Source organism: Coleofasciculus sp. C1-SOL-03 (assembly GCF_040220555.1).
Classification (GTDB): domain Bacteria; phylum Cyanobacteriota; class Cyanobacteriia; order Cyanobacteriales; family Coleofasciculaceae; genus Coleofasciculus.
On record NZ_JAVJUO010000194.1, the window covers coordinates 41,514 to 62,248 of the forward strand.

The following is a 20,735-nucleotide window of genomic DNA, read 5'->3' on the forward strand; positions in this document are numbered from 1 at the left end:
CTCCCTTTCAAAACCGTGCGTGACAGTTTCCCGTCACACGGCTCCTCAGTGACTTGACCCTTGTTATGGGCACCTCTTCCCTCGTTTGGGGTTAGGCGGTTAGAACAGGTTATCATCCAAATACCTCGCTAACTCTTCATGTGCCAACTGCCTCTTTTGCCACAAGGCATCCATAGCAGTTTTTTGGTCGTGGCAATGTCTGTGCAATAACTGACGGTTGCTCAATACGTCCTTTCCATCTTGCGAGGTAGGGAGTTTATGGTCGATTTCAAGCAAGTCGTCTTCTCTGAAGTGTAATCCGCATCGATTACATTTCCCTTGTTGAACCTTGAGGAGTTTTGCGACTCTCTCAGGACATTCTGGGTGTTTACCCCTTCTAGTTGACCAGTACACTAGGTTGCCATCATAAGGACTAGCTTCGCCTTTAACCTTCTCATGCCTGACTATAGGAGTCTTGGCATGAGTGCGTAACCGAACGAGGTTTCCTTGCTCGTCCCTGGTTGCGAATACCCAGTTATTGTTTCCCACCGCCATCCAGCATTTACGGATGATTTCTTTATGCGGTGTACCGCCGTGGGAGTACTTAGCCCAAGCCCAAAGCTGTTGATAGGTTATGTGGTCTATCTTTGAAAACGTTTCTTTACTGACTTGTGTAGAGTTGTAGTTGGCCCAACCTTGTATTATCGGATTGAGTTTTCCGATAAGAGCCTCTTGAGGCTTTGACTTATGGGCTTTGATGATGTTGCCTATTTCCTCTACATGACGTTTTATCGCTTTCTGGCTAGGCTTGATGAGTGTCTTAAAGCCTAGAGGTTTGCCTGTTGAGCTTTTCCCAGACCGTTTTATACTTATTGGGTACTGGCGAATATTAAACCCCAGGAAATCGAAACCCTTGTTCCCTTCGTACTCCGTGAGGGTATGGGATATGCGGGTTTTTGATGGCTTTAATTCCAATCCCATGCCATTTAGCCACTCGGCAATTATCTGCTGACATCCTTGGACAACGGCTATATTTTCGTGAAGAACCACGAAATCATCGGCGTATCGAATGACGTTGGGAGTACGGAATGTTTCTCCCTTTTTGTGAAACCAAGTCTCCCTCGACTTTTTCACCATCGTAGGAAAAGCCTGGTTAATTCGATTCTCTATACCGTGAAGGGCTATGTTTGCCAGTAGAGGGGAAATGATCCCACCTTGTGGCGTACCCTCAGATGTTGGGAACAGCTTGGAGCCGTCCATCACTCCCGCTTTTAACCATGCACGAATTTGACGGCGGATGGTGGGGAATGTATTTAATTTGTTAAGCAGTGCTTTATGGTTGATTTTGTCGAAGCATTTGGCGATATCCGCATCTAGCACGTATTTGGCTTTCTGATTAATCGCTGTGAATATTGCTTCAATCGCATCATGGCACGAGCGTCCGGGTCTGAAACCATAGGAGTTTGGCTCAAAACGAGCTTCCCATTCTGGTTCTAAAGCAAGTTTTACCAATGCTTGTGACGCACGGTCTGTCATCGTTGGAATCCCTAGTCTCCTCTTCTCAGAAGTTCCCGGCTTGGGTATGTTTACCCGCCTTACTGGGCTAGCTTTTCGGGATAGTTTCAGGTTATTAACTAACTCAAGTCGCTGGGTTGGTGCGAGACTTTTGATACCATCCACCCCGGCTGTCTTTTTGCCAGTGTTATCCTGCGTTACTCGACGAACAGCCAAACATTTGGCAGACCAAGACCTCATCAGGGTCTTTTGGAGTTTGCGAACTGCACGAACATCGCCACGAATAGAGGCTTGATAGATACGTTTTTGCAACTTGAACACCCGTTTTTCTAGCTTTCGCCAGTCTATGGCGTTCCATACCACCGTCAGTTTTTCCTGCGTTTTAGTCTTATTCATTGCTACTTTGTTCTCTATCCTTCAAATCACCGTGAGTCTGTCGGCATATACCTGGTATTACCCAGGTCATTTGCTTGTGACTCAATCCCTCCCATCCCGTAGCCTTCGGTTAGCACCTGCTCTTCGGTATCGACCTCCAAAGAGGGCATACGGGAGGGTTACTTCGTTCCTAACAGCCATTTGTTTGAGTCCTTTAGGGTGCTACTTTCCACCGGGTTTAATCGGGGTACTAACTGGTCAAGGTCAAAATTGCCAGCCCATAACCTTTCCTTTCGGACACATGGTCACGATGGTTCAAGCGTAGCTTCGTATTCCTACCCATAGGCTCTTGCTTGCCCGTAGGCTTTCACCCCTGCGTTACAAATTTGATGGCTATTCTCCTTTGTAAGGGACACCCTTCAAGAGGGTGCTTTGTGTGCTTTCAACCCAGCACCTGGGCGGTTGGACTTGGGGGTTCTAGGATACTGACCCTCACCAACATGGCTGTTAAGTTGTCAAGGTTCTGTTGGGTGTTACCCCGTCATTTTCCCTTGCGGCTAATCCTTCAAACCTAGGCTCTCAGAAGAACTCTGGCTGATTTCTAGCCAACGAATCGCACTTGACCTACCATGGCGGGACTGAAGCCTTTATCTCCTCTGGCTTTAACCACTTCCACCACTACATCAGTGAATGGGTAAATCTTGCTTAACTCCTGAATCACCCTTAGTGCTAACTGCTTATTAGCTCGGATGCTGGGGGGGATCTTGTGACCCTTGCGGTTATCGAATCTGTGCTGGCGGTGGTTGCGTTGGTTAAATGGCAGCTTCCGGTTAATCCGTCGCCCTCGCCGTCCCCGTCGCATCATTGCCCGTTGGCTCATCCGTTTGGTTACGGTTTTAAACGGCAGGTTTAGGTGGGCAAGGAACAGGGTAGCTCCCTTTGACTGAACGGCAATCCCGGTAAATAGTTTTCCCGGATCGACTCCGGCTGCAATATCTTGGGTCTGATCATCTGACGGTTCCTCTGTTAATTGGACTTGAAAGATGCCTAAGTCGTTGTGTACAACCTTGGCTTTGCCGGACTTTAGCCACCGTCTAATACGGCTGGCTTTAGCTGGCATTAATGGTTCACCTTGCGGTGATAAAACGGGTACACGAATCATGGGTATAAGCCTCTCGTGTAGAGACGCTTCAAAAGCGCGTCTGTACAAAGTACATAGTCCCCTCGACCGCCACCAACAAAATGTCCTCTCTTAAAGCGTCTATGACAAGTAGACTTACAGGGTTCGCGAACTGGGGAAGCATCCGGAAGTGTGTATCAGTTGGTGGTTCAATGGCACTATTCAGCTCTTACGTCGCCAGACTTGTCCCTGGCAATCCCCACGCTCCACGTCAGTAGCGTGGGGTTGCTGAAGTAACATCCCATCGCCATCAAACCAGTGATAGTGACCGATAGGGGAAAACTGAGGATTCGGACCATTGCGGACAAACATCCCGGATAAGTCGGCAGGAAGTTCACCAATGACGGTTAGTTCATCCGCCGTGATTTCGTCCTGTACTGGGGCAAAATTCCCCGCTAAAAACGGATTGACGGCTGTTGTACTCATCCTGTTCACTGAACTTGTTACCTACAATTGAGGGAAAAATTTCCCACTATCCTCCATTGTGTCTCGAAACGAGGGGGTCAAGACGACTGATGCAGCCAGCACAACAAAAAATGACAGTCTCTTTCCCCTGTTCCCTGTTCCCCACTTCGATAAAGATTGCCATGCCTAAGTCTATAGATAGAAGAGTCTTTCTGCGACAGAGTGTTAATTTACTGGGGTTCGTGGGATTGTCCCTAGTCGGTTGCAGTTCGGCAAATCACGATTCCACGTCCACAGACTCGCAAACCTCATCAGACAAAAATACGATGAACCTGGAAAGTCAAGCCTTTAACGCCAACGAGATGATTCCGTCCCAGTACACCTGTGATGGAGAGGACATCTCTCCCGAACTCCACTGGGATGCACCCCCCACAGGAACCCAAAGCCTTGCTTTAATTGTTGATGACCCGGATGCGCCTGGGCAAACCTTTGTTCACTGGGTTGTCTATGATATCCCCCCGGAAACGCGCCAGTTACCTCAAGGAATCCCAGCGCAAGAACCACTACCCAAGGGCGGGACTCAAGGTAAAAATGATTTTGGTAATTTAGGATATGGGGGTCCATGTCCTCCCAGTGGCATCCACCGCTACTTCTTTAAACTCTACGCCCTTGACCGCACCCTGAAATTAGACGCCGGTGCAACCAAAGAGCAGCTTCAAGCGGCGATGAGTGGTCATATTCTGGCAAATGGAGAACTGATTGGACGCTATTCCCGTACTTAGGGTTTGCTGCACAACTCCAAAACCCTTAGATATCAAGGCTTTGAGTAGCATGGACATTGGCTCATCTTCAAGGACATAAGGTAAAACCCTTTCATACCCTTGCACCACTAAGTAGGTGGACCCAATTAAAGTTAACGGTCGAGATTAGGGAACAGGGAACAGGGAACAGTAAGGGTTTGAGGGCGATTTACTTGCACTTAATACAGTACCGTTTTCTTTTGTCCGACTACTTATCAGGGAAAATGTATCATTGCTTCCCCAGCTTCCAGACGTAGCATGCTACGTCTCTACATTGCTCCCCCAGCTCCCTACCCCACCACAAGACTTATTCAGCAGACCCTACTTCATTAGGTTAAAGTTATGGGTTTTCTCTGTTACAATCCTCTTTGTTCAAAATTTCTGCTGGAAAACTGGCACTAAACCCTAGAATATGCCTGAGAGGATGTCCTGATGTCTAGCTCTGGTTGGCGTAAACCAAAACCATTACACTCAATCGCGACGAGAAAATTAGCTGTGTTCAAGCCGACTCTATTTCTGGTGAGTAGCCTATTCGTTACCGGGTTGACGATAACTCTAACCCCTGAGGCGGGGGCTAGTCAAACCCAGCTCGTTAGCCAGCTACAGCCGGAACAACAGCGACTGCGTGAGCTACTCCGCCAAGCGCGAGACTTGGTGGATGCGGGGAATTATCCTCAGGCGATCGCAACCTATCAACAAGCGGCTACTCTAGATCGAGATAATGCCAAGATTTTCTCTGGAATTGGTTATCTCCAGGCGCGTCAGGGGAACTTCCGAGAAGCGGCTAGGGCGTATCAACGGGCAATTGCCTTGGAACCGAATAATGCAGAATTTCAGTATGCTCTCGGTTATAGTTTAGCCAATGCCGGAGATAATGCCGCAGCAGCAGAGGCATATCGTCAAGCCCTAAGGCGCGATCGCAACCATATTAACTCCTATTGGGGATTGGGGGTTGTCCTCCTGCGTCAAAAGGATTATGACGGCGCCACCCAAGTTTACCGCCAAGTCATCAATCTCCAACCCAAGAATGCTCAGGCACACCAGTTACTGGGTGCGGTTTTTCTCCAGCAAGGGCGTCCCCAAGAGGCGATTAAAGCACTCCAACAAGCTGAATCCTTAGCACCTCTGGATAGTAATATTCAGCTTACATTGGGTATGGCTTGGTTGAGTCAGGGCGATATCGACACTGCCCTGAAGGTTTTTGACCGAGCGGCAAAACTAGAACCCAATAATAGTCAAGTTTATCTACAAATTGGCAAAATTCTCCAAGCGCAAGAAGATTTCGTCGGTGCATTAAAAGCCTTTCAACGAGCCGTGGCGGTTCAATCAGATTTAGTGGAAGCACAAGCTGCTATTGGTGAGATTTTACTCGGCGAGGAAAATTACTTAGAAGCCATTGTCGCCTATCGGCGCTTGATTGAAATTGCCCCCCAAGACGCCCAAGCCTATTACAATCTAGGATTAGCGTTAAAAGGGCGGGAGCGCATAGCAGAAGCGATTACGGCTGTGGAAAAAGCCCGTGATCTCTTCCGCCGTCAGGATAATCGCGAGGGTGTCAAGAAAGCGCAATCCTTGCTGCGGGATTTAAAGAAAGCGCGGCGTTAAACTAGTACAAGAAGGCAGAAGGCAGGAGGCAGATGGCAGAAGGTTGATTATTGATATAGCAGTAGACACATCGATTAGGACTTTCGGCACCATAGAGGCGTTCCATGCAACGTCTCTACATAAATGATGTGTCCTAACCGCTATGGCGGTTGCTATACTTCGCCGTTTCAGCCGTTCAAGATGTCCTAACCTTAATGGCAACCGCTATAGTTTTACTCTTTCCAAGTGCTTAATTCATCGTTTTTTCAACATATATTTATTTTAACTTTATATTTATTTAATATTCACAAATCTAAAAGGTTTGCTGAATCTTCTGTAAAATGCCTCAATTTCCATAGACAAGACAATCCCAGATTCAGTACAGTATAAAACTATAAGGGATTGCTACTGATTCAGTCATTTCACCAGAGTTCCCTTCCCTGAGTTTTCTAATCCTATAACCCCTATACTGAACATGAAACCACTATCTTTAGGTATCCTAAGTTCCAGCTTACTCGCTACCAGCGTTACACTCATGTCCTGCTTTGTCTCAACTAACGCAGCACAAGCCTCAGCTATTTCATTCGATAATACCAACACATCAACCAATACACTTACTAATGAAGCTGTAGCTCAAGTCAACGAAGCAAATAGAAGAATACTGATTAATACTATACCTCATATTCCTGAGCATAATCCGGATCATGATGATGGTTCGGCGTCCCAACACACTATGCTAATAAGTTTTGCCTTGATAGTCGGTTCTATCGCTGCCACAGCCGTTCGTTCTCGGCAGTCTGGCTAACTATTGATTTATAAAGTGGCTTATAGTGCAAAAACCTTGCACTTGTTGGGTCAGAAAATGGCTTGAAACCTCTATCTGACCTACCCTACACACTCATGCAGCAAGCCCTAATTTAGGAAAGATACGAGAGTTTATGCCTTCGAGTTTATTACAACTTCATCTAGCAAGCCGTTCGGCTAAAGTTTCGGTAAACTTAGATACTTTTTATAGACACCCCCATCCAACATTCAGTAACGTAGTAAATAAGAAGCAGGTGCTGATTCTTCTACCCTCCTAAAACAGTCCAACACATTTTCTAGTCCTACAAGCAAAGTAAAAGAACATGACAACCTTCACTTCTCGTTTACTAGGTTCCAGCTTACTCGCTACAAGCATTGCTCTCACGTCTTCTTTGGTTTCAGCCAACGCCGCACAAGCTTTAACCCTTAACTTTGATAGCACCAGCACCTCAACAAATGACCCAGCTACAGGCGCTTCGGCTCAGGTAGACTTCGATTTCGTTGATAGAGAAGAGGGGGGTGTTCAGTTAGATTTAACCTTACTCAATACCACAGATCAACTGGATAGTCCATTTGGGGAAGAAGCAACTGAGTCAGAATTCGTCGCCTTTGGATTTGATGTCTCTGATTCAATTTCATCTTACACCTACGATAGTCTAAGCAGTCCCTTTACTCGGCTTTTCGGTGATTCTGGTTTAACTTCAGATACTGTAGAAGGTTCTGCGGTAATTAGTGGTGCTGGTGGTCAAAATATCTTTGACATTGGCATTCGCGTTGCTGGTCAAGGGAATTTTAGTGGTGGACAAACAGCCGCCGGACTCAATCCAGGAGAGTCTGCACAAGTTAGATTCATCCTGGATACAAGTGATAATGCAAAAGCGGTTGAACAAGCGTTTGCCAATTTATTTAATGGCGAAGAATTCCGCGCTGTGGCTCGCTTTCAGTCAGTAGGTGGAGCAGATTTTGAAGGCGCTTCTGACAAGTTACTGGTTAATAGAATTCCTAACGGTGAGCCTGATGATAATGGTGACGTATCTGTCCCCGAACCCGGTACGCTGGCAGGTTTAGCCTTGATTGGGGGTTCTTTAGCCGCAGCGCGTCGCCGCAAGTCTTGCTAAGTATTTTAAGTGTTAATCGGCTGGTTGACGGGGTTAGAAGTTGAACTTCTGACCCCTTTTTTTACAGCAAAAGGCACAGGTCAGAAGGCAGGAGGCAGAAGAAAATAAGGGAAAAATGGAACAAGGAAAAGACAATAGAGAATACACAATTTAAATGTATCTCAGCTTAGTCTACAGTTAATAGTTGACCATTGGTCGGGTCGATGAGTCTTGACCTCTGCTGATAAAGCTTTTTCAGGATACTAACATCACCCATACAATAATCAATCACTTGTCCGCGTTTACCGCGTTGCCAAAGTTCTGGGGCTAACTCTCCCTTCCCTGATTTGCCATACCCCAAATTAACTCTGGCTAATTGTTCTAAACTGTAACCTGCACGAGTTTTCCCTTTAACATAATTAGGCGGCATTCCGGCGGCGACACGGACATGGCACAATAGATCATAAGTTGTCTTGACGTTTAATCCGTTGGCAGCACAAAGCTGATCATCAAAGGCGATAGAATTAAAGCCGATAATTTCTTCGGCTTGATTGATTAGTGTTTGGAATTCTGTTAGATTATCTTTTAAATAAATATGATACCGATCTTGCCAGGATGAATAAGCACAGATAACAGATAGTCCCATTCCTGAAAAATCACCCCAGCCTTGGCAGTAGTCTAGGTCAGGGGAAGGCTGTTTGTTTGGGATACATCGAACAATCTCGCAGTCGTATATGACTGTTTTTTTGGGGAATTCGGGTTTGGGTTGAAAGAGTTTATTTTTTTCTAATCGTATTTTTTTTAACCAATTAAGCATTTTCAGTAATTAACATTTGTCTGTAAAGCAATAATTTTACTGTCAAATTCACTAAAGGGCAACTCGATCAAATTAAGCGGATACAGTTGTTAATTTGGGTTTGCTGCACAACTCCAAAACCCTTGCATGGACATTGGCTTATCTTCAAGGAAAGATGGTAAAACCCTTTCATACCTTTGCACCGCTATCAGGGAAAATGTACCATTTCTCCCCCTGCTCCCTCTGCTTCCCCTGCTTCCTCTGCTCCCTACCCCCTACAAGACTGATTCAGCAGGTACTTTTGCCGACTTGAGATATCCATTCCTGTTAAAACAAACTCAATTGTACGGGTGATTGATCCATCTGATTCCACGGTAACGGGGGAACAGGTACATTATTTTCCTCCAATAACTGCTGAAACTGTCGTGCATTAGCTGGAGAATAGTCTTCAATCGGACAGTGAACGAAAAAATAAATCTGTCGCCCTAACTTTAGCTCCTGATCCACCCAGTTTACCCACTCTTGGAAAAATGGCTGATTCACCTGTTGATCAGGATGACTAATAAACCTAACGAAACTAAATTCTGCGGTTACGGCGGGTTGCACGGGTAGTTTTGGCTTGCGAACCTCTAATGGCGTTTTATAATGAGTGGATTGACTATAAGCGGGGCGGCTATCTAATAACACTCGCCCTACTCCCAGTTGGGTTAATAATTCATTCAGATGACTGGCGTGGGGTTGTTCAAACCAATCAGAATGACGCACTTCTAGTGCGATCGCGACTTTGGCTTTCTGACACGCTTTCAGAAAGGCGGCTAAATCTGCCAAGAATGCAGGTTCATAGCTGGGGGGAAGTTGGATAAACACTGGACCTAAATATTCCCCTAACCCTCGCATCCTCTCCAAAAACGCCAACGCCTCTGAAATTGAGGGTTTCAAGACTCCATTATGAGTCAGCGATCGCGGAATTTTGGGACAAAACCGAAAACCCGGTGACATCTGGGATTTCCACTGGGCGATCGTTTCTGCACTGGGAATGGCGTAAAATGTGGTATTGCCTTCAACGGTTCTCAACCGTTGACTATAACAATGCAGCAATTCCCCTGCTTGACTCTTCGGCGGATAAAACTCACCGATCCAACCCTTATACGCCCAAACTGCACAACCCAGTAAAAAATTCATGGTTCATCCTTGTTGGCTACATCTACTATGACCAATGAACCATCAACAATCAACTATGCACCTGCAACGGTTAGTCATCTCACCCCCGCAACGACAAAACCAACAGATTCTCCTCACCGATAGCCAACAGCATTACCTGGTGCGAGTCTTGCGACTGAGTAAAGGCGATCGCTTTATTGCTATGGATGGACAGGGAAACTGGTGGTTGAGTGAGTTAATGGCGAACCTAACCCAAGCGACAATTATTGAATCGATCCCCATCCAAACTGAATTACCCTGTGCGATTACTTTAATCGCTGCGATGCCCAAGGGGAGTGGATTTGAGGATATCATCTCCAGTGCAACCGAACTTGGTGTCACCTGTATCCTACCCGTAAAGAGCGATCGCACAATTCTCAAACCCAGTTCCCGCAAACTGGAACGCTGGCGGCGTATCACCCAAGAAGCCGCCGAACAATCGGAACGTCAGATTGTACCCACCATTCTTGATCCCTTGGACTTTACCTTAGCGATTAAACAAGGTATCGACTCCACCACCCACCGCTATATTTGTGTCGCACGGGGTAACGTTCCTCATCTGTTAAATTGCTTACCTAAGCTAGAGGTTATTGATCAGGGAGATGAGGACGGGTTTAGCCAAATCAGGGTGACAACAAACGATAATAGTGAAACCCGCCCCTACATTCAAAACCCGGTTCCAGATGAACGCAGCGAAGGGTCAAAACGCCCTATTATCGCCATTGTCACAGGACCCGAAGGCGGCTGGACACCCAAAGAAATTGAACAAGCGATCGCGGCTGGATTTCAACCCGTTTCCCTAGGACATAGAATTTTACGCGCTGTTACCGCCCCCCTCATGGCTCTTTCGTTAATTGCTGCTAGTTTAGAGACAAAAAAGCGACAATCTTTTACATAAGACGAATAACAAATGACGAATGACAAATTATGCTTGACCAAGTTACTGATGCCTTTAAACAAAAAGACTACCGCACAGCGGCTCGGTTACTCAAACAATTAGCCAAGGAAGACCCCAATAACCCCTGGGTGCGACTCTATATCGGACGCTTACACGAAGCCACAGGTAAGCTAGACGCCGCCGAAACCGCCTACCGCAAGTTACTCAAAAATACCACGCATCCTAAAGTCATGACCCAAGCACGTCAGGGACTTGGGCGTTTAGAAGCCATGGAACAGGAAAAACGCCGCCAAGCGTTAGCCCAAGCCACGGCTGACCCCGAAAATACTCAATTCGGCGTTTTAGTTCTCGAACCCATTGAACCTGAAGCCAAACCCATCGCCGCCCAAACCTTGGCGAAAATTATGCAAATCGATCCCTATACCGCCCGCCTGCAACTCCCGACACGCGGCTGGCGGTTGTATCGAGTTGGACCCATTGGTGAATTAAAATTTTATGCGTCATCCCTGCAACAGGGTTCAGTTCCTTGTTTTTGGGCAATTCTGGCGGAGATTCAGTCTCTGAATGTGTTTAGGGTTCATTATTTTTCCCAACTCAGTGCTGAGGACGTCACCGTTGTTTGCGAAAATGATCAAGGTCAACTGGGTTCTCTCCCCTTTCAATGGTCCCAAGTGAGTCAACGGGTAGAGGGACGCTTGCCTATTTTTGAACAAGTGGTGGATCTCGACGCTCGTGGTAAATTACAGCGCAAGACTCAAACCCAGGACTACGCCCAGTTTTGCGACTTGCATTTACCAACAAGAAAAACTATCCTGCGTTTGTGCGATCGCGATTATCAATTTCAACAGGGGATTGAGTTATCCCCCCAACCACAGAACCACCCCACTCCCGGAGAATCCCCCTCTTCCCTGAGCCAGACAACCAATCGCATCAACTGGAATAAGCTGCGGGATTTTCTCAACCGCCAACTTCCTCAAACCCCAATTTTCTCAGATTTCACCAACTTTGCTGAAACGGCTCTCGATTACAAAGAAATGCTGACTCGTTTACCCGCTCACATTGACTTGTTTCGCCGTCAAGAAAGTCTTTGGGATTCTGCCTTTGAACTATACAGTGGACTGGTTTTTCAGAAAAATGTCTAACCCGTTGAAAGCCATACCTAAATTCTCGGTTGTGCCGGGATACCCTTGGTTTGGCACTCGACCTAGACCAAGCCTTTAGCGAAGCTGGCTGGTTTGGTTTTTGAGTAGAGACGTTGCGTGCAACGTCTCTACATCGATACCGCCCAATGAAATCGCTTATGAACGAGGCGGCTGCATCTGACGCGCCATCTCCAGGAAACTATTCATAGAAGGACCCGGACGCCGCCGACCACTATTGGTTTTGAGTGGCAATAAGTTGTTTGGCGCAAAGGTGAGTCCCGGTTGAGGCTCGACTTTGCCATTGCTGGCTGCTGGTGTCGCCTGAGGTGCAGCTTTTTGCGGTTTGGCTTTTGGTGCTTTAGCCGCTTTAGCTGCTGGCTTTTTCGCTGCTGCTTCTGGGGCTTTGGTTGCTTGAGCAGGTTCCGGTTTCTTCGCTTCCGGTTCCGATTTTACCGCTCCCGTGTCGTCTAGCTCCAAAAAGTAGTCTTTACTTTTTTTTGTTTTCGGAGCCTCTGACGATTGGTCTTTAGATTTCTTGCCACCTTTTAAAAAACCGAACATTTATCGATACTCCTGTCTCTTAGAGAAAACTTAACAACTTTGCCAAAGAAAGATAGATGAGGACAAACGAATAACGTCTGCCATTTCTGATTGTACAGGTAAACGGCTACCTCAATCAGTTTTGTTAGCTTTTTTCTGGGGACTGAGCTATGCCAGTCACTAAGCTGTCATGCATTTAAATTAGGTATTAGTAGCGAGCAAGATGCCCACACTACAAGGATGAGATCCATTATTGACATTAAGGTTTAAATGTCAAACAGCTTAAGCTATAGACTCATAAGAGATAAGACTTTTTTGCTCTTATGGCTACTCGATGGAATTGACTTGTCTGGCAATTGAAGGGTCTTATTTGCCTCATAATTTTAAGGCTTTTTCTTCAGGTGTTTCTAGATAGACGAACGTTATATCGTCTTCTATCATTGTTGCTTAGCGCACTTGTTAAACCTAGCTTCAATTGATCATCCCGACTCCAGTAGAGAGGTCAATAACTACTTACATTTTACCGTTTAATGGTACTTTTTCGCTAACCCAAATACGGCTGTTGATGACTTGACAGCAATTGATCAGGCATAGGGCTATCCCTACTCTTCTGGGATAACGCTGCTCTATAACATCGCCATCAGATTAGAATTATGAGTTTTCAGGGCGATTATTGCAAGGTTTCGCTAACTTTCTTTACAAAATTTTACAATCAGACGATAACAGATACTCTATTCCACCAATACTTCTCGGATAAGCTCTAAATTTGATTATCATCTACTATCGCCAGATAGCATCAGCCACCCGACAGACATCATGCATTTCGGCAACGTCGTGAACTCGGAGAATATCCGAGCCTGCCGCAATCGCCGCACAGCAAGCCGTCGCCGTTCCCCAGACTCGTTGCTTGGGGTCAGGTTGGTTCAGAATGCGACCGATAAAACTTTTGCGCGACACGCCAACTAAAAGTGGCACACCGAGGGAACGAAAGGCAGTAAGTTGCCGGAGTAGTTGTATATTTTGCTCAGCAGTTTTGGCGAACCCAATACCCGGATCAATGATCAGGCGCGATCGCCCGATTCCCGCCTGGATAGCCGCCTGAATTTGACCCTCTAGCAACTCGTAGATTTCGCCGATGAGATCCTGATAATCGGTCAGCGTTTGCATGGTTTGGGGGGTTCCCCGGATATGCATCAGAATGATTGGCACACCCAACTGGGCAACCACAGAAAACATATCCGGGTCAAACGTGCCACCGGAAATATCATTGACCATATCCGCCCCCACCGCCACCGCTGCTTTGGCGACAGAGGCTCTGGTGGTATCCACCGAGATCGGAACAGACAGGGAGGAACGCACCGCCTTGACTACGGGGAGTACACGCTGGAGTTCGGTGGCTTCCGAAACCTCCTCAGCCCCCGGTCGGGTTGATTGTCCGCCGATGTCCAGAATATCCACACCCGCTTCGACTAGCCGTTGAGCTTGTGCCAACGCCGCCTCTGGGGTATTAAACTCCCCCCCATCACTAAAACTATCCGGCGTCACATTCAAAACGCCCATCAGATAGGTGCGTTCTCCCCAGCAGAACGAATGGTCTCGGATGGTTAGTTGTCCTTTGTCATTCGTCATTTGTCCTTTGTCATTAAGCTATTCGGCATTTAAACCTTAATGTCAAGAATGGCTCTCATCCTGGTAGTGCGAGCATCTTGCTCGCTGCTAATAGCCAATTTAAATGCATGACAGCTTATCGGTTGTTTTCGACAAATGATCCATGAACGATGAACCATGACCGATAAACCATGAACTATTCATAGTTAACAATTCGGGCAAATCCCCCCGGATCTAGACTAGCTCCCCCGACTAGCACCCCATCAATTTCAGGTTGCGCCATAATCTGATCAATATTCGCAGGCTTGACCGAACCCCCATATTGAATTGGTACATCGGCAATTTTCAGTTGAGAGCGAATCAAACCCATGATCCGATTGGCTTCTGCGGCTTCACAGGTATCCCCTGTGCCAATTGCCCAGATCGGTTCATAAGCGATTACCAGTTGCTGCTGATCCACATCCACCAAGCCTTCTACGAGTTGCTGGCTGATGTGAGATTCCGTTTCTCCAGCATCCCGTTGCTGCTTGGTTTCACCGACACAGAGAATCGGAATTAACCCGTGACGCTGGGCGGCGAGGAGTCGCTGGTTCACGGTTTCGTCCGTTTCACCAAAGTATTGACGCCGTTCACTGTGACCGACAACGACATAACGCAAGCCGAGTTCGGTCAACATCGGACCAGAAATTTCCCCCGTGAAAGCGCCTTCATCTGCCCAGTGGATATTCTGCGCCCCTAACTGCACCCGGCTATTGTGCAGATTTTTGGACATTACTCCTAAATCTGTAAAGGGAACACACAGAACAACTTCCCGTTCTGGGGGCGTTTGTTCCAGCTTGGGCATAAAGTCTTGCAAAAACTCAGAGGACTCCCTTTGAGTTTTGTGCATTTTCCAGTTACCAGCAATGACTATTTTTCGCACAGCTTAAAATAAAATCGTCTCAATCTTGATGCATCCTATAGTTTATAGCCTTGAGGCGCAATTGACAGACTCAAGTTAGCCGTTTGAGGTCGCTAATCCTTGTCTAACTCCTACGGCATCAATGATCTAGCGATCTGGTTGTGGCAAATTGGGAGCATGTCACTTTTGTCGTGGCGTGGCTGGGGTTCGTAGTCAGGGCTTTAGCCCTGGATTCTGCCCTACTAACAGGCGTCAACCCAACCTACAATCTATACCACCATTTTAAGTGAAATGGCACTGACTTAAGCTGGGTTCGTAGTAGGCACTTTAGTGCCAGAAGCGCTGAAGCGCTTACTACAAACTCTAAAGTCAGTGGCATTCATTTTAAGTGGGTGGACACAATACCTACTGGGCTGACACAGCTAAAATAGGGCTTTGTTTGTAGTAAGCACGAAGAGTGCTATAACGCCTAGCTGGAGAGGGCTAAAGCCCTCACTACGAACCAATTCTAATCCATCAATTAAGGTGTGCCATGCCACTACTGCCGTGACCCACCTAAAATTGTGCAATAGATTTTACTGTTAAATTGGACGCACGTCGGTGCGCCCCTACGATTCTTCATCATTTTAGGTGGGTCAGCCCACTACAAGAACTCGCGATCGCGCTGTGGCACACTATGAGCAGGCGCGTCTGGAGGGGGGTAGGGGCGGGTTTTACCGCATTGGTGTCAACTTAAGCGCAAAAGCAGGGGAAGCAGGGGAAGCAGGGGAAGCAGGGAGAGCAGGGGAAGTAGGAGGAATAATGAGAAAAATGTTTGGTTGGGCTTTTGTGGGATTGGCAATTTCTGGCGGTTTTACGTCCGATCTTGCCTTTCAAGCTCAGGATGATGATCCTATCCCTGTTGCTGACGTGACAAATGGTTCTGACGATACCTCTGGAGGCGGGGACGCCTGTACAGACTCCGCTTGCTACGTCGGGGAAGCAGAAGGCGAGGAACGTATAGATTATTCGGTTATCGGTCTAAAGCGGGACATTTTGGTTAGGAAAGGGAACAGGGAACAGGGAACAGGGAACAAATTTGTCCCAGCTTGGGTTGGTAGCCATGATTCTTACTTGTCACCGAATGGGGAAAACCCCTCTCCCCATCTGATTACCAAAAGAGAGGCTGTGATGTTTCCGCCATCCCAGAGGTTACTAACCGATACTTCAACGATTACCGTCTCAGCATCCATGAATCCTGTATCAGAGGAGAGGGAACAGTTTCAGCAGGTTATGGAATGGGCAATTGCCCAGCACCTGCAGGAGCAACCCATGGCGGGTATTATACAGGCGATCGCACAAAGATTTGTGGGGACACCCTATAAGGCAGGCTTATTAGACAAATCGTCAGAGGAAACCTTAGTGGTAACGTTTCAGGCGTTTGACTGTGTGCTATTTGTGGAAACAGTCCTTGCGATCGCACGAACTGTAGCACAACAGGATTATTCCTATCCCACCTTTGTCAATCATCTTCGCGATCAGCGTTACCAGAATGGTCAACTCGATGGCTATTGTAGCCGCTTGCATTATTTCTCGGCTTGGATTCATGACAACGAGAAACGGGGAACCGTAGCCAATATTACCCAGGCGCTGGGAGGAATCTCGTTAAATAAGCGGCTTAATTTCATGAGTACCCACCGTCACCGTTATCCCCAACTGGTGAATAATTCGGCGAATTATCAGTGTATTTTAGCGATGGAAGATCGGCTTAATGCTGTTCCCTTAAACTATATTCCCACCGAGCAAATTCACCACAGCTATAATCAGCTACAATCGGGAGATATTATTGGCATCGCTACTAATATTGCTGGATTGGATGTCACCCATACCGGATTCATTGATCGCCAGTCCGATGGCAGAATTCGTTTGATTCATGCCTCACCCGCTGGAGAGGTGACAATTTCCCAAGATTTACAGCAGTATGTAGGCAAGATCAAGCACGCGATCGGTATTTTAGTCGTTCGTCCGATTGGCGTTAGTGAGTGAATGCGTTGACCTCTCCCTGGTATGCATACCCAGGATTCTCAACGGATACTTCGAGATGGATTAAAGTACCGCCCCTTCGTGTTGTCTGAGAAAGCCTTTCCGATTATTAAATAGGATATTATAGCAATCCTAAATAGGTTGTGAAAAATCAAAAAATAGAAAAAAGCCTTGAAACTATTTACTATTGCCTATTGCCCATTGCCCATTGCCCATTCCCGAAAATTATCAGATTTTTGGACACGAATTAAATAGGATTGCTATACTTTTGTGGATATCTACATTCTTGCCTTGTTAGTCATTGGCTTACTGCTCCTGTTGGTCACAATGGGTTCAGGTTGGATTAAGCGATTACCTCTTTCTTACGCCCTCATTTACTTAGTTGTGGGAATTTTTCTCGGTCCCTATGGAACTAATCTGATTCAAGTTCAGCCCCGTACCGAATTTTTGGAGCGCGTCACCGAATTTGTGGTGATTGTGTCTCTGTTTAGTTGCGGCTTAAAAATGAATCGCCCTTTGAGACTAAGAGCTTGGAATTCAACAATTCGGCTCATTGCTTTTCTCATGCCGATTTCAATTTTTGCCATAGCAGCAATTAGCCATTGGTTATTGAATCTGAACTGGGGAGCCGCTGTTTTGTTGGGGGCAATTCTTGCACCAACTGACCCCGTATTGGCATCCGAAGTCCAATTAGTACATATAGGAGATAGAGATGAGTTGCGATTTGGTCTGACGTCTGAAGGGGGATTGAACGATTCGTTAGCCTTTCCGTTTGTCTATTTTGGAATTCATTGGTTAGAAAACGACAATTGGCAAACTTGGTTAAAAGAATGGATTTTTGTTGATTTAATTTGGGCGATCGCGGCTGGAATTGGTATGGGGATTTTGGTCGGGAAGGGAGTAATGTGGATTAATCAGCAGCTCCAAAACTTTCGCTCTATTGATGCGTTAATGGAGGACTTTATTGGTCTCAGTATTATTTTAATCACCTATGCGCTAACAGAAGTCATTAACGGTTACGGATTTTTGGCGGTATTTGTTGCTGGGTTAATGGTACAGCGGAGTCATTCTAATCCTAATCGGCGACTTTCTCAACTGGAATTCACCGAACAACTTGAAAAATTGATGGAAGTGGGAACGATTCTGTTGTTAGGTTCCCTGCTGCGAATTGAGCCAATTCTCGAATTTGGTGGCGAAGCCCTTCTAATTGCAGGGTTATTAATTTTTGCCATCAGACCTTTAGGTGCTTGGATTAGCACGACTAACTTAGGTTTTTCTCAGTCACCTCGCTCACGGTTTCACCCAGCTATTCGTTGCCTATTTGGTTGGTTTGGCGTTCGAGGTGTCGGCTCTCTGTACTATCTTTCCTATGCTCTTGGCAAGAGTTTAGAGGGGGAATTGGGTGCAAAAATTGCTTGGATAACTTCTATAACTGTTGTAACATCTATTGTTATACATGGAATTACTGCAACTCCTTTAATGAAGTGGTATGAGAAAATTATTCAGGAGAAAAAATAAAATACTTGACTGAATAATAATTTAAACATAGACTCGGTTTAATTTTATACAAAGAATGCTCCCCATAGTTAAGCCTAGAACTAAAGTTCTGGCTTAAAGCTAAAACCCGTTAAAACGGGGTGTTGGCGAAGCCCTTCTAATCAGGGGCAACTGTCATTGTTTTGGATATCTGATAACCTTGGGTAAGGTAAATTTTGGCGAGCAAAGGCTTGCTTGGCACGGCGAATCAGATCGGTTTTGTAGATAAATTCATCGCGGGCATCCATTGGGTAAGACCGCAGCTTAAACTGAGTACCCCAGATTTGTTCTTGCATGACAACGACAATGGGAAGCTTTAGCTGCGTATATTTGCTACTGTAAGCTGCCTGGTACAGAATCTGGATGACTTGTTCAGCATCTACAGTATGAGCAAAATAAAAGTCAGTGGCGATCTGAGCTTCTAGCTCTCCGCTGTTGGCATTGGAGACAGCTTCAGTCCAGGTTTTGTTGTGGGGAATAGTGACAATGTTGTCGTCAGGAGTCTGGAGTCGAATTCCACGCAAACCATAGCCCACCACTTCACCGTAATGATCTTCAATTTGAATGCGATCGCCCACTCGATAGGGAGCTTCAAACAGTGCAACTACTCCTGCAATGATCGAACTCACGTAATCCTTAAAGGCAAAACCCAGGGCAATAGCGATCGTGCCGGTCAATGCGAGGAGGTTTTCCTGAGACAAGTTCAGAAACAGATTTAGGAGATAGGAAACCGTTAGGATCAAAATCAGCCCTTTCCAAAAGGGCAAAGATTGTTTGATCAATAATCGAAAGCGGCGGGGAACTCGTTCTGAACTCCAGCTGGTGAGCGACTGAATGACAAATATGCTCCCATAAGCGATCAAAATAACGACGAGAGAACGAAAAATTTTTTGCAGTGTAATATTGGTAAGAACTCGTTGCGGTAAGGTTTCCGATGCCTCGGTTTGTGCCAACAACGCCGGCATTGCCTGAACAAAACTGATCAGCTCAAAACCCGATACACTCATGGTTAATCCTCGCCAACAAAAAAGTTATTATTCGTTAATTCAATCTTCAGCTTGGCATAATGGGCAGCACGTACTGATAGCATGCCATTGCTGCTAGCTAGTATCCCGGCTCGCAATAACCCCTGAATCCGAGCTTGGATTTGGCTTTCGGGTTCACCCAAGCTCAGGGCAAGATGGACATGGCTCATCTGCCCATGAATTAGCAACGAATGAAGTAAATAGCGGTCAATCCCCGTTAATGGTGGCAAACTAGGCAATGTGGGTTTAGTTTGACGTAAGGTAAAACGGGTTTTGTTGGTTGTTGATGTCTCGCTCAAGTTCAATTGAGATTTACCATCCTCTAGTTGATCGCGCTTGACTCGTAAGCTATTTAGCCATACGCCAAAGGCAATACTACTGACACCAGAGGATTGACTGGCAAGAGTCCTCCAATATGCCTGACTAAGATTATCTTCTGAGTCTTCTATCGCCTCTGGTTCAATCATCGTTTTAGCAATCGGGTTTAACCAGGTTTGAATCATCGCTCCATCTAGTTCCGGTAACGGTTTCACCTCGCTAAAATAGGCGCTAATCTGGCACACAAAATCCAGAAAATCCCAAGCCCAATGGTTACAGCCTATAACCCAAAAGCAATTGCGATTATGAATGATCATGTCTCGTAAGTATTCAATGCTATTCCAACCCCCAATACAGCGCAGAAAACATTGATCCAAACAGGGAATCATCATCAATGTCTTTCGATCAGCCAGGGAGTCTGCCTCAAGCAGATCGCCAGTATCCTTAAGGTTTTTAACATCAATCTGTGGGTAGGCTTGCAGGGCTTGCTGAATTTGTTGAGACATGATTAATGGATCATGAGGGCGCATTCGGCAAGGTAGAGGTGTGAATACCTCGACGGGGGAATTGTGCCAGCTTTGCAGACTATCGCTCAAAATTTTGGCAATTGGTTCTACGGGGCTGCCCAAAATGATCAAACTATTGGCGGCATCCAGGTGACGTTGCCAGTTTTCAACCCCAGCGGTGATCGCCTCTTGCACTGTGGTTTGATAGACCTGACAACAGGGGAGTGCCTGGATTTTTTGCCCCAATTGAGTCTGAATCCCATCGGGCAACTCAACCTCTTCATCCTCGATTGCTACTGCGGCTTGCGCCTGGGTAAACCACGACTGGAACTTTTGCCGAATTGAGTGAACGAAAGAATGAGTCATTAGGTTTCTCCAGTAGGTAGGCACAATAAAAGTCAGACGGTGGAGATCAATCTTTCACTTCTGGTAAATTGAGTTAATGAAATAACAATACAGCCATACTACTACTTCGCAAAATTTGGGCAGTGGTACTGCCACAGC

At 46.3% G+C, this 20,735-nt stretch carries 15 protein-coding genes and 2 pseudogenes; 7 read left to right on the forward strand and 10 right to left on the reverse strand.

The window, feature by feature from the left end; translation table 11 throughout:
- Positions 1-99 precede the first annotated feature (99 nt).
- The 3 genes and pseudogenes from ltrA to RIE73_RS29615 all read right to left on the reverse strand — a co-directional run.
- Positions 100-1,890: a group II intron reverse transcriptase/maturase gene (gene ltrA, locus RIE73_RS29605; RefSeq protein ID WP_446404579.1), complete on the reverse strand. Its 1,791-nt coding sequence runs from the start codon at positions 1,888-1,890 to the stop codon at positions 100-102.
- Between the two features lie 598 nt (positions 1,891-2,488).
- Positions 2,489-3,031 (reverse strand): annotated as a pseudogene (locus tag RIE73_RS29610) (RRXRR domain-containing protein); the annotation flags it as partial.
- Positions 3,032-3,247: 216 nt separating this feature from the next.
- Positions 3,248-3,475 (reverse strand): annotated as a pseudogene (locus RIE73_RS29615) (carotenoid oxygenase family protein); the annotation flags it as partial.
- 161 nt (positions 3,476-3,636) lie between these two features.
- Between RIE73_RS29615 and RIE73_RS29620 the strand changes: the two are divergent.
- The 3 genes from RIE73_RS29620 (at position 3,637) to RIE73_RS29630 (ending at position 7,760) form a co-directional block, all read left to right on the forward strand.
- A complete protein-coding gene (locus RIE73_RS29620; protein ID WP_446404580.1) occupies positions 3,637-4,236 on the forward strand; it encodes a YbhB/YbcL family Raf kinase inhibitor-like protein in 600 nt (199 codons plus the stop codon).
- Between the two features lie 450 nt (positions 4,237-4,686).
- Positions 4,687-5,859 carry a tetratricopeptide repeat protein gene (locus RIE73_RS29625; RefSeq protein ID WP_446404581.1) on the forward strand — a complete coding sequence of 391 codons (1,173 nt, stop codon included), beginning with the start codon at positions 4,687-4,689 and terminating at the stop codon, positions 5,857-5,859.
- Between the two features lie 1,106 nt (positions 5,860-6,965).
- Entirely contained in the window at positions 6,966-7,760 is a 795-nt protein-coding gene (locus RIE73_RS29630) for a PEP-CTERM sorting domain-containing protein (RefSeq protein ID WP_446404582.1), read from the forward strand.
- A gap of 166 nt (positions 7,761-7,926) precedes the next feature.
- Here the strand turns inward: RIE73_RS29630 and RIE73_RS29635 are convergent, their stop codons facing one another.
- Both RIE73_RS29635 and RIE73_RS29640 read right to left on the reverse strand, forming a co-directional pair.
- The gene (locus tag RIE73_RS29635; RefSeq protein WP_446404583.1) at positions 7,927-8,385 is read right to left on the reverse strand and encodes a hypothetical protein; all 459 of its coding nucleotides are present in this window, start codon (positions 8,383-8,385) and stop codon (positions 7,927-7,929) included.
- Positions 8,386-8,862: 477 nt separating this feature from the next.
- On the reverse strand, positions 8,863-9,717 hold the full coding sequence (locus tag RIE73_RS29640; protein WP_446404584.1) for a DUF72 domain-containing protein: 855 nt from the start codon (positions 9,715-9,717) through the stop codon (positions 8,863-8,865).
- 34 nt (positions 9,718-9,751) lie between these two features.
- Between RIE73_RS29640 and RIE73_RS29645 the strand changes: the two genes are divergently transcribed.
- The gene (locus tag RIE73_RS29645) at positions 9,752-10,633 is read left to right on the forward strand and encodes an RsmE family RNA methyltransferase (RefSeq protein WP_446404585.1); all 882 of its coding nucleotides are present in this window, start codon (positions 9,752-9,754) and stop codon (positions 10,631-10,633) included.
- Between the two features lie 29 nt (positions 10,634-10,662).
- On the forward strand, positions 10,663-11,775 hold the full coding sequence (locus RIE73_RS29650; protein WP_446404586.1) for a tetratricopeptide repeat protein: 1,113 nt from the start codon (positions 10,663-10,665) through the stop codon (positions 11,773-11,775).
- 156 nt (positions 11,776-11,931) lie between these two features.
- Here RIE73_RS29650 and RIE73_RS29655 read toward each other — a convergent pair whose 3' ends face one another.
- The 3 genes from RIE73_RS29655 to tpiA all read right to left on the reverse strand — a co-directional run bounded on the left by RIE73_RS29655 (position 11,932) and on the right by tpiA (position 14,845).
- The gene (locus RIE73_RS29655; RefSeq protein ID WP_446404587.1) at positions 11,932-12,336 is read right to left on the reverse strand and encodes a hypothetical protein; all 405 of its coding nucleotides are present in this window, start codon (positions 12,334-12,336) and stop codon (positions 11,932-11,934) included.
- Positions 12,337-13,095: 759 nt separating this feature from the next.
- Positions 13,096-13,944 carry a dihydropteroate synthase gene (gene folP, locus RIE73_RS29660; RefSeq protein ID WP_446404588.1) on the reverse strand — a complete coding sequence of 283 codons (849 nt, stop codon included), beginning with the start codon at positions 13,942-13,944 and terminating at the stop codon, positions 13,096-13,098.
- 175 nt (positions 13,945-14,119) lie between these two features.
- Complete coding sequence (gene tpiA / locus RIE73_RS29665; protein WP_446404589.1) at positions 14,120-14,845, reverse strand: triose-phosphate isomerase; 726 nt, start codon at positions 14,843-14,845, stop codon at positions 14,120-14,122.
- 609 nt (positions 14,846-15,454) lie between these two features.
- Between tpiA and RIE73_RS29670 the strand changes: the two genes are divergently transcribed.
- Together RIE73_RS29670 and RIE73_RS29675 are read left to right on the forward strand one after the other, a co-directional pair.
- Complete coding sequence (locus tag RIE73_RS29670; RefSeq protein ID WP_446404590.1) at positions 15,455-16,849, forward strand: N-acetylmuramoyl-L-alanine amidase-like domain-containing protein; 1,395 nt, start codon at positions 15,455-15,457, stop codon at positions 16,847-16,849.
- A 267-nt stretch (positions 16,850-17,116) separates the two neighbouring features.
- A complete protein-coding gene (locus RIE73_RS29675; protein WP_446404591.1) occupies positions 17,117-18,364 on the forward strand; it encodes a cation:proton antiporter in 1,248 nt (415 codons plus the stop codon).
- A gap of 140 nt (positions 18,365-18,504) precedes the next feature.
- Here the strand turns inward: RIE73_RS29675 and RIE73_RS29680 are convergent, their stop codons facing one another.
- Together RIE73_RS29680 and RIE73_RS29685 are read right to left on the reverse strand one after the other, a co-directional pair.
- Positions 18,505-19,347, reverse strand: a complete 843-nt coding sequence (locus RIE73_RS29680) for a mechanosensitive ion channel family protein (protein ID WP_446404640.1) — start codon at positions 19,345-19,347, stop codon at positions 18,505-18,507.
- A gap of 44 nt (positions 19,348-19,391) precedes the next feature.
- Positions 19,392-20,597 (reverse strand): MarR family transcriptional regulator, encoded by a 1,206-nt coding sequence (locus RIE73_RS29685; protein WP_446404592.1) that lies wholly within the window; start codon positions 20,595-20,597, stop codon positions 19,392-19,394.
- Between the last annotated feature and the right edge of the window lie 138 nt (positions 20,598-20,735).

Coding starts and splice junctions, on each gene's coding strand:
- ltrA (WP_446404579.1), bottom strand. CDS start 1,890: ATGAATAAGACTAAAACGCAGGAAAAACTGACGGTGGTATGGAACGCC.
- RIE73_RS29620 (WP_446404580.1), top strand. CDS start 3,637: ATGCCTAAGTCTATAGATAGAAGAGTCTTTCTGCGACAGAGTGTTAAT.
- RIE73_RS29625 (WP_446404581.1), top strand. CDS start 4,687: ATGTCTAGCTCTGGTTGGCGTAAACCAAAACCATTACACTCAATCGCG.
- RIE73_RS29630 (WP_446404582.1), top strand. CDS start 6,966: ATGACAACCTTCACTTCTCGTTTACTAGGTTCCAGCTTACTCGCTACA.
- RIE73_RS29635 (WP_446404583.1), bottom strand. CDS start 8,385: ATGGGACTATCTGTTATCTGTGCTTATTCATCCTGGCAAGATCGGTAT.
- RIE73_RS29640 (WP_446404584.1), bottom strand. CDS start 9,717: ATGAATTTTTTACTGGGTTGTGCAGTTTGGGCGTATAAGGGTTGGATC.
- RIE73_RS29645 (WP_446404585.1), top strand. CDS start 9,752: ATGAACCATCAACAATCAACTATGCACCTGCAACGGTTAGTCATCTCA.
- RIE73_RS29650 (WP_446404586.1), top strand. CDS start 10,663: ATGCTTGACCAAGTTACTGATGCCTTTAAACAAAAAGACTACCGCACA.
- RIE73_RS29655 (WP_446404587.1), bottom strand. CDS start 12,336: ATGTTCGGTTTTTTAAAAGGTGGCAAGAAATCTAAAGACCAATCGTCA.
- folP (WP_446404588.1), bottom strand. CDS start 13,944: ATGACGAATGACAAAGGACAACTAACCATCCGAGACCATTCGTTCTGC.
- RIE73_RS29680 (WP_446404640.1), bottom strand. CDS start 19,347: ATGCCGGCGTTGTTGGCACAAACCGAGGCATCGGAAACCTTACCGCAA.
- RIE73_RS29685 (WP_446404592.1), bottom strand. CDS start 20,597: ATGACTCATTCTTTCGTTCACTCAATTCGGCAAAAGTTCCAGTCGTGG.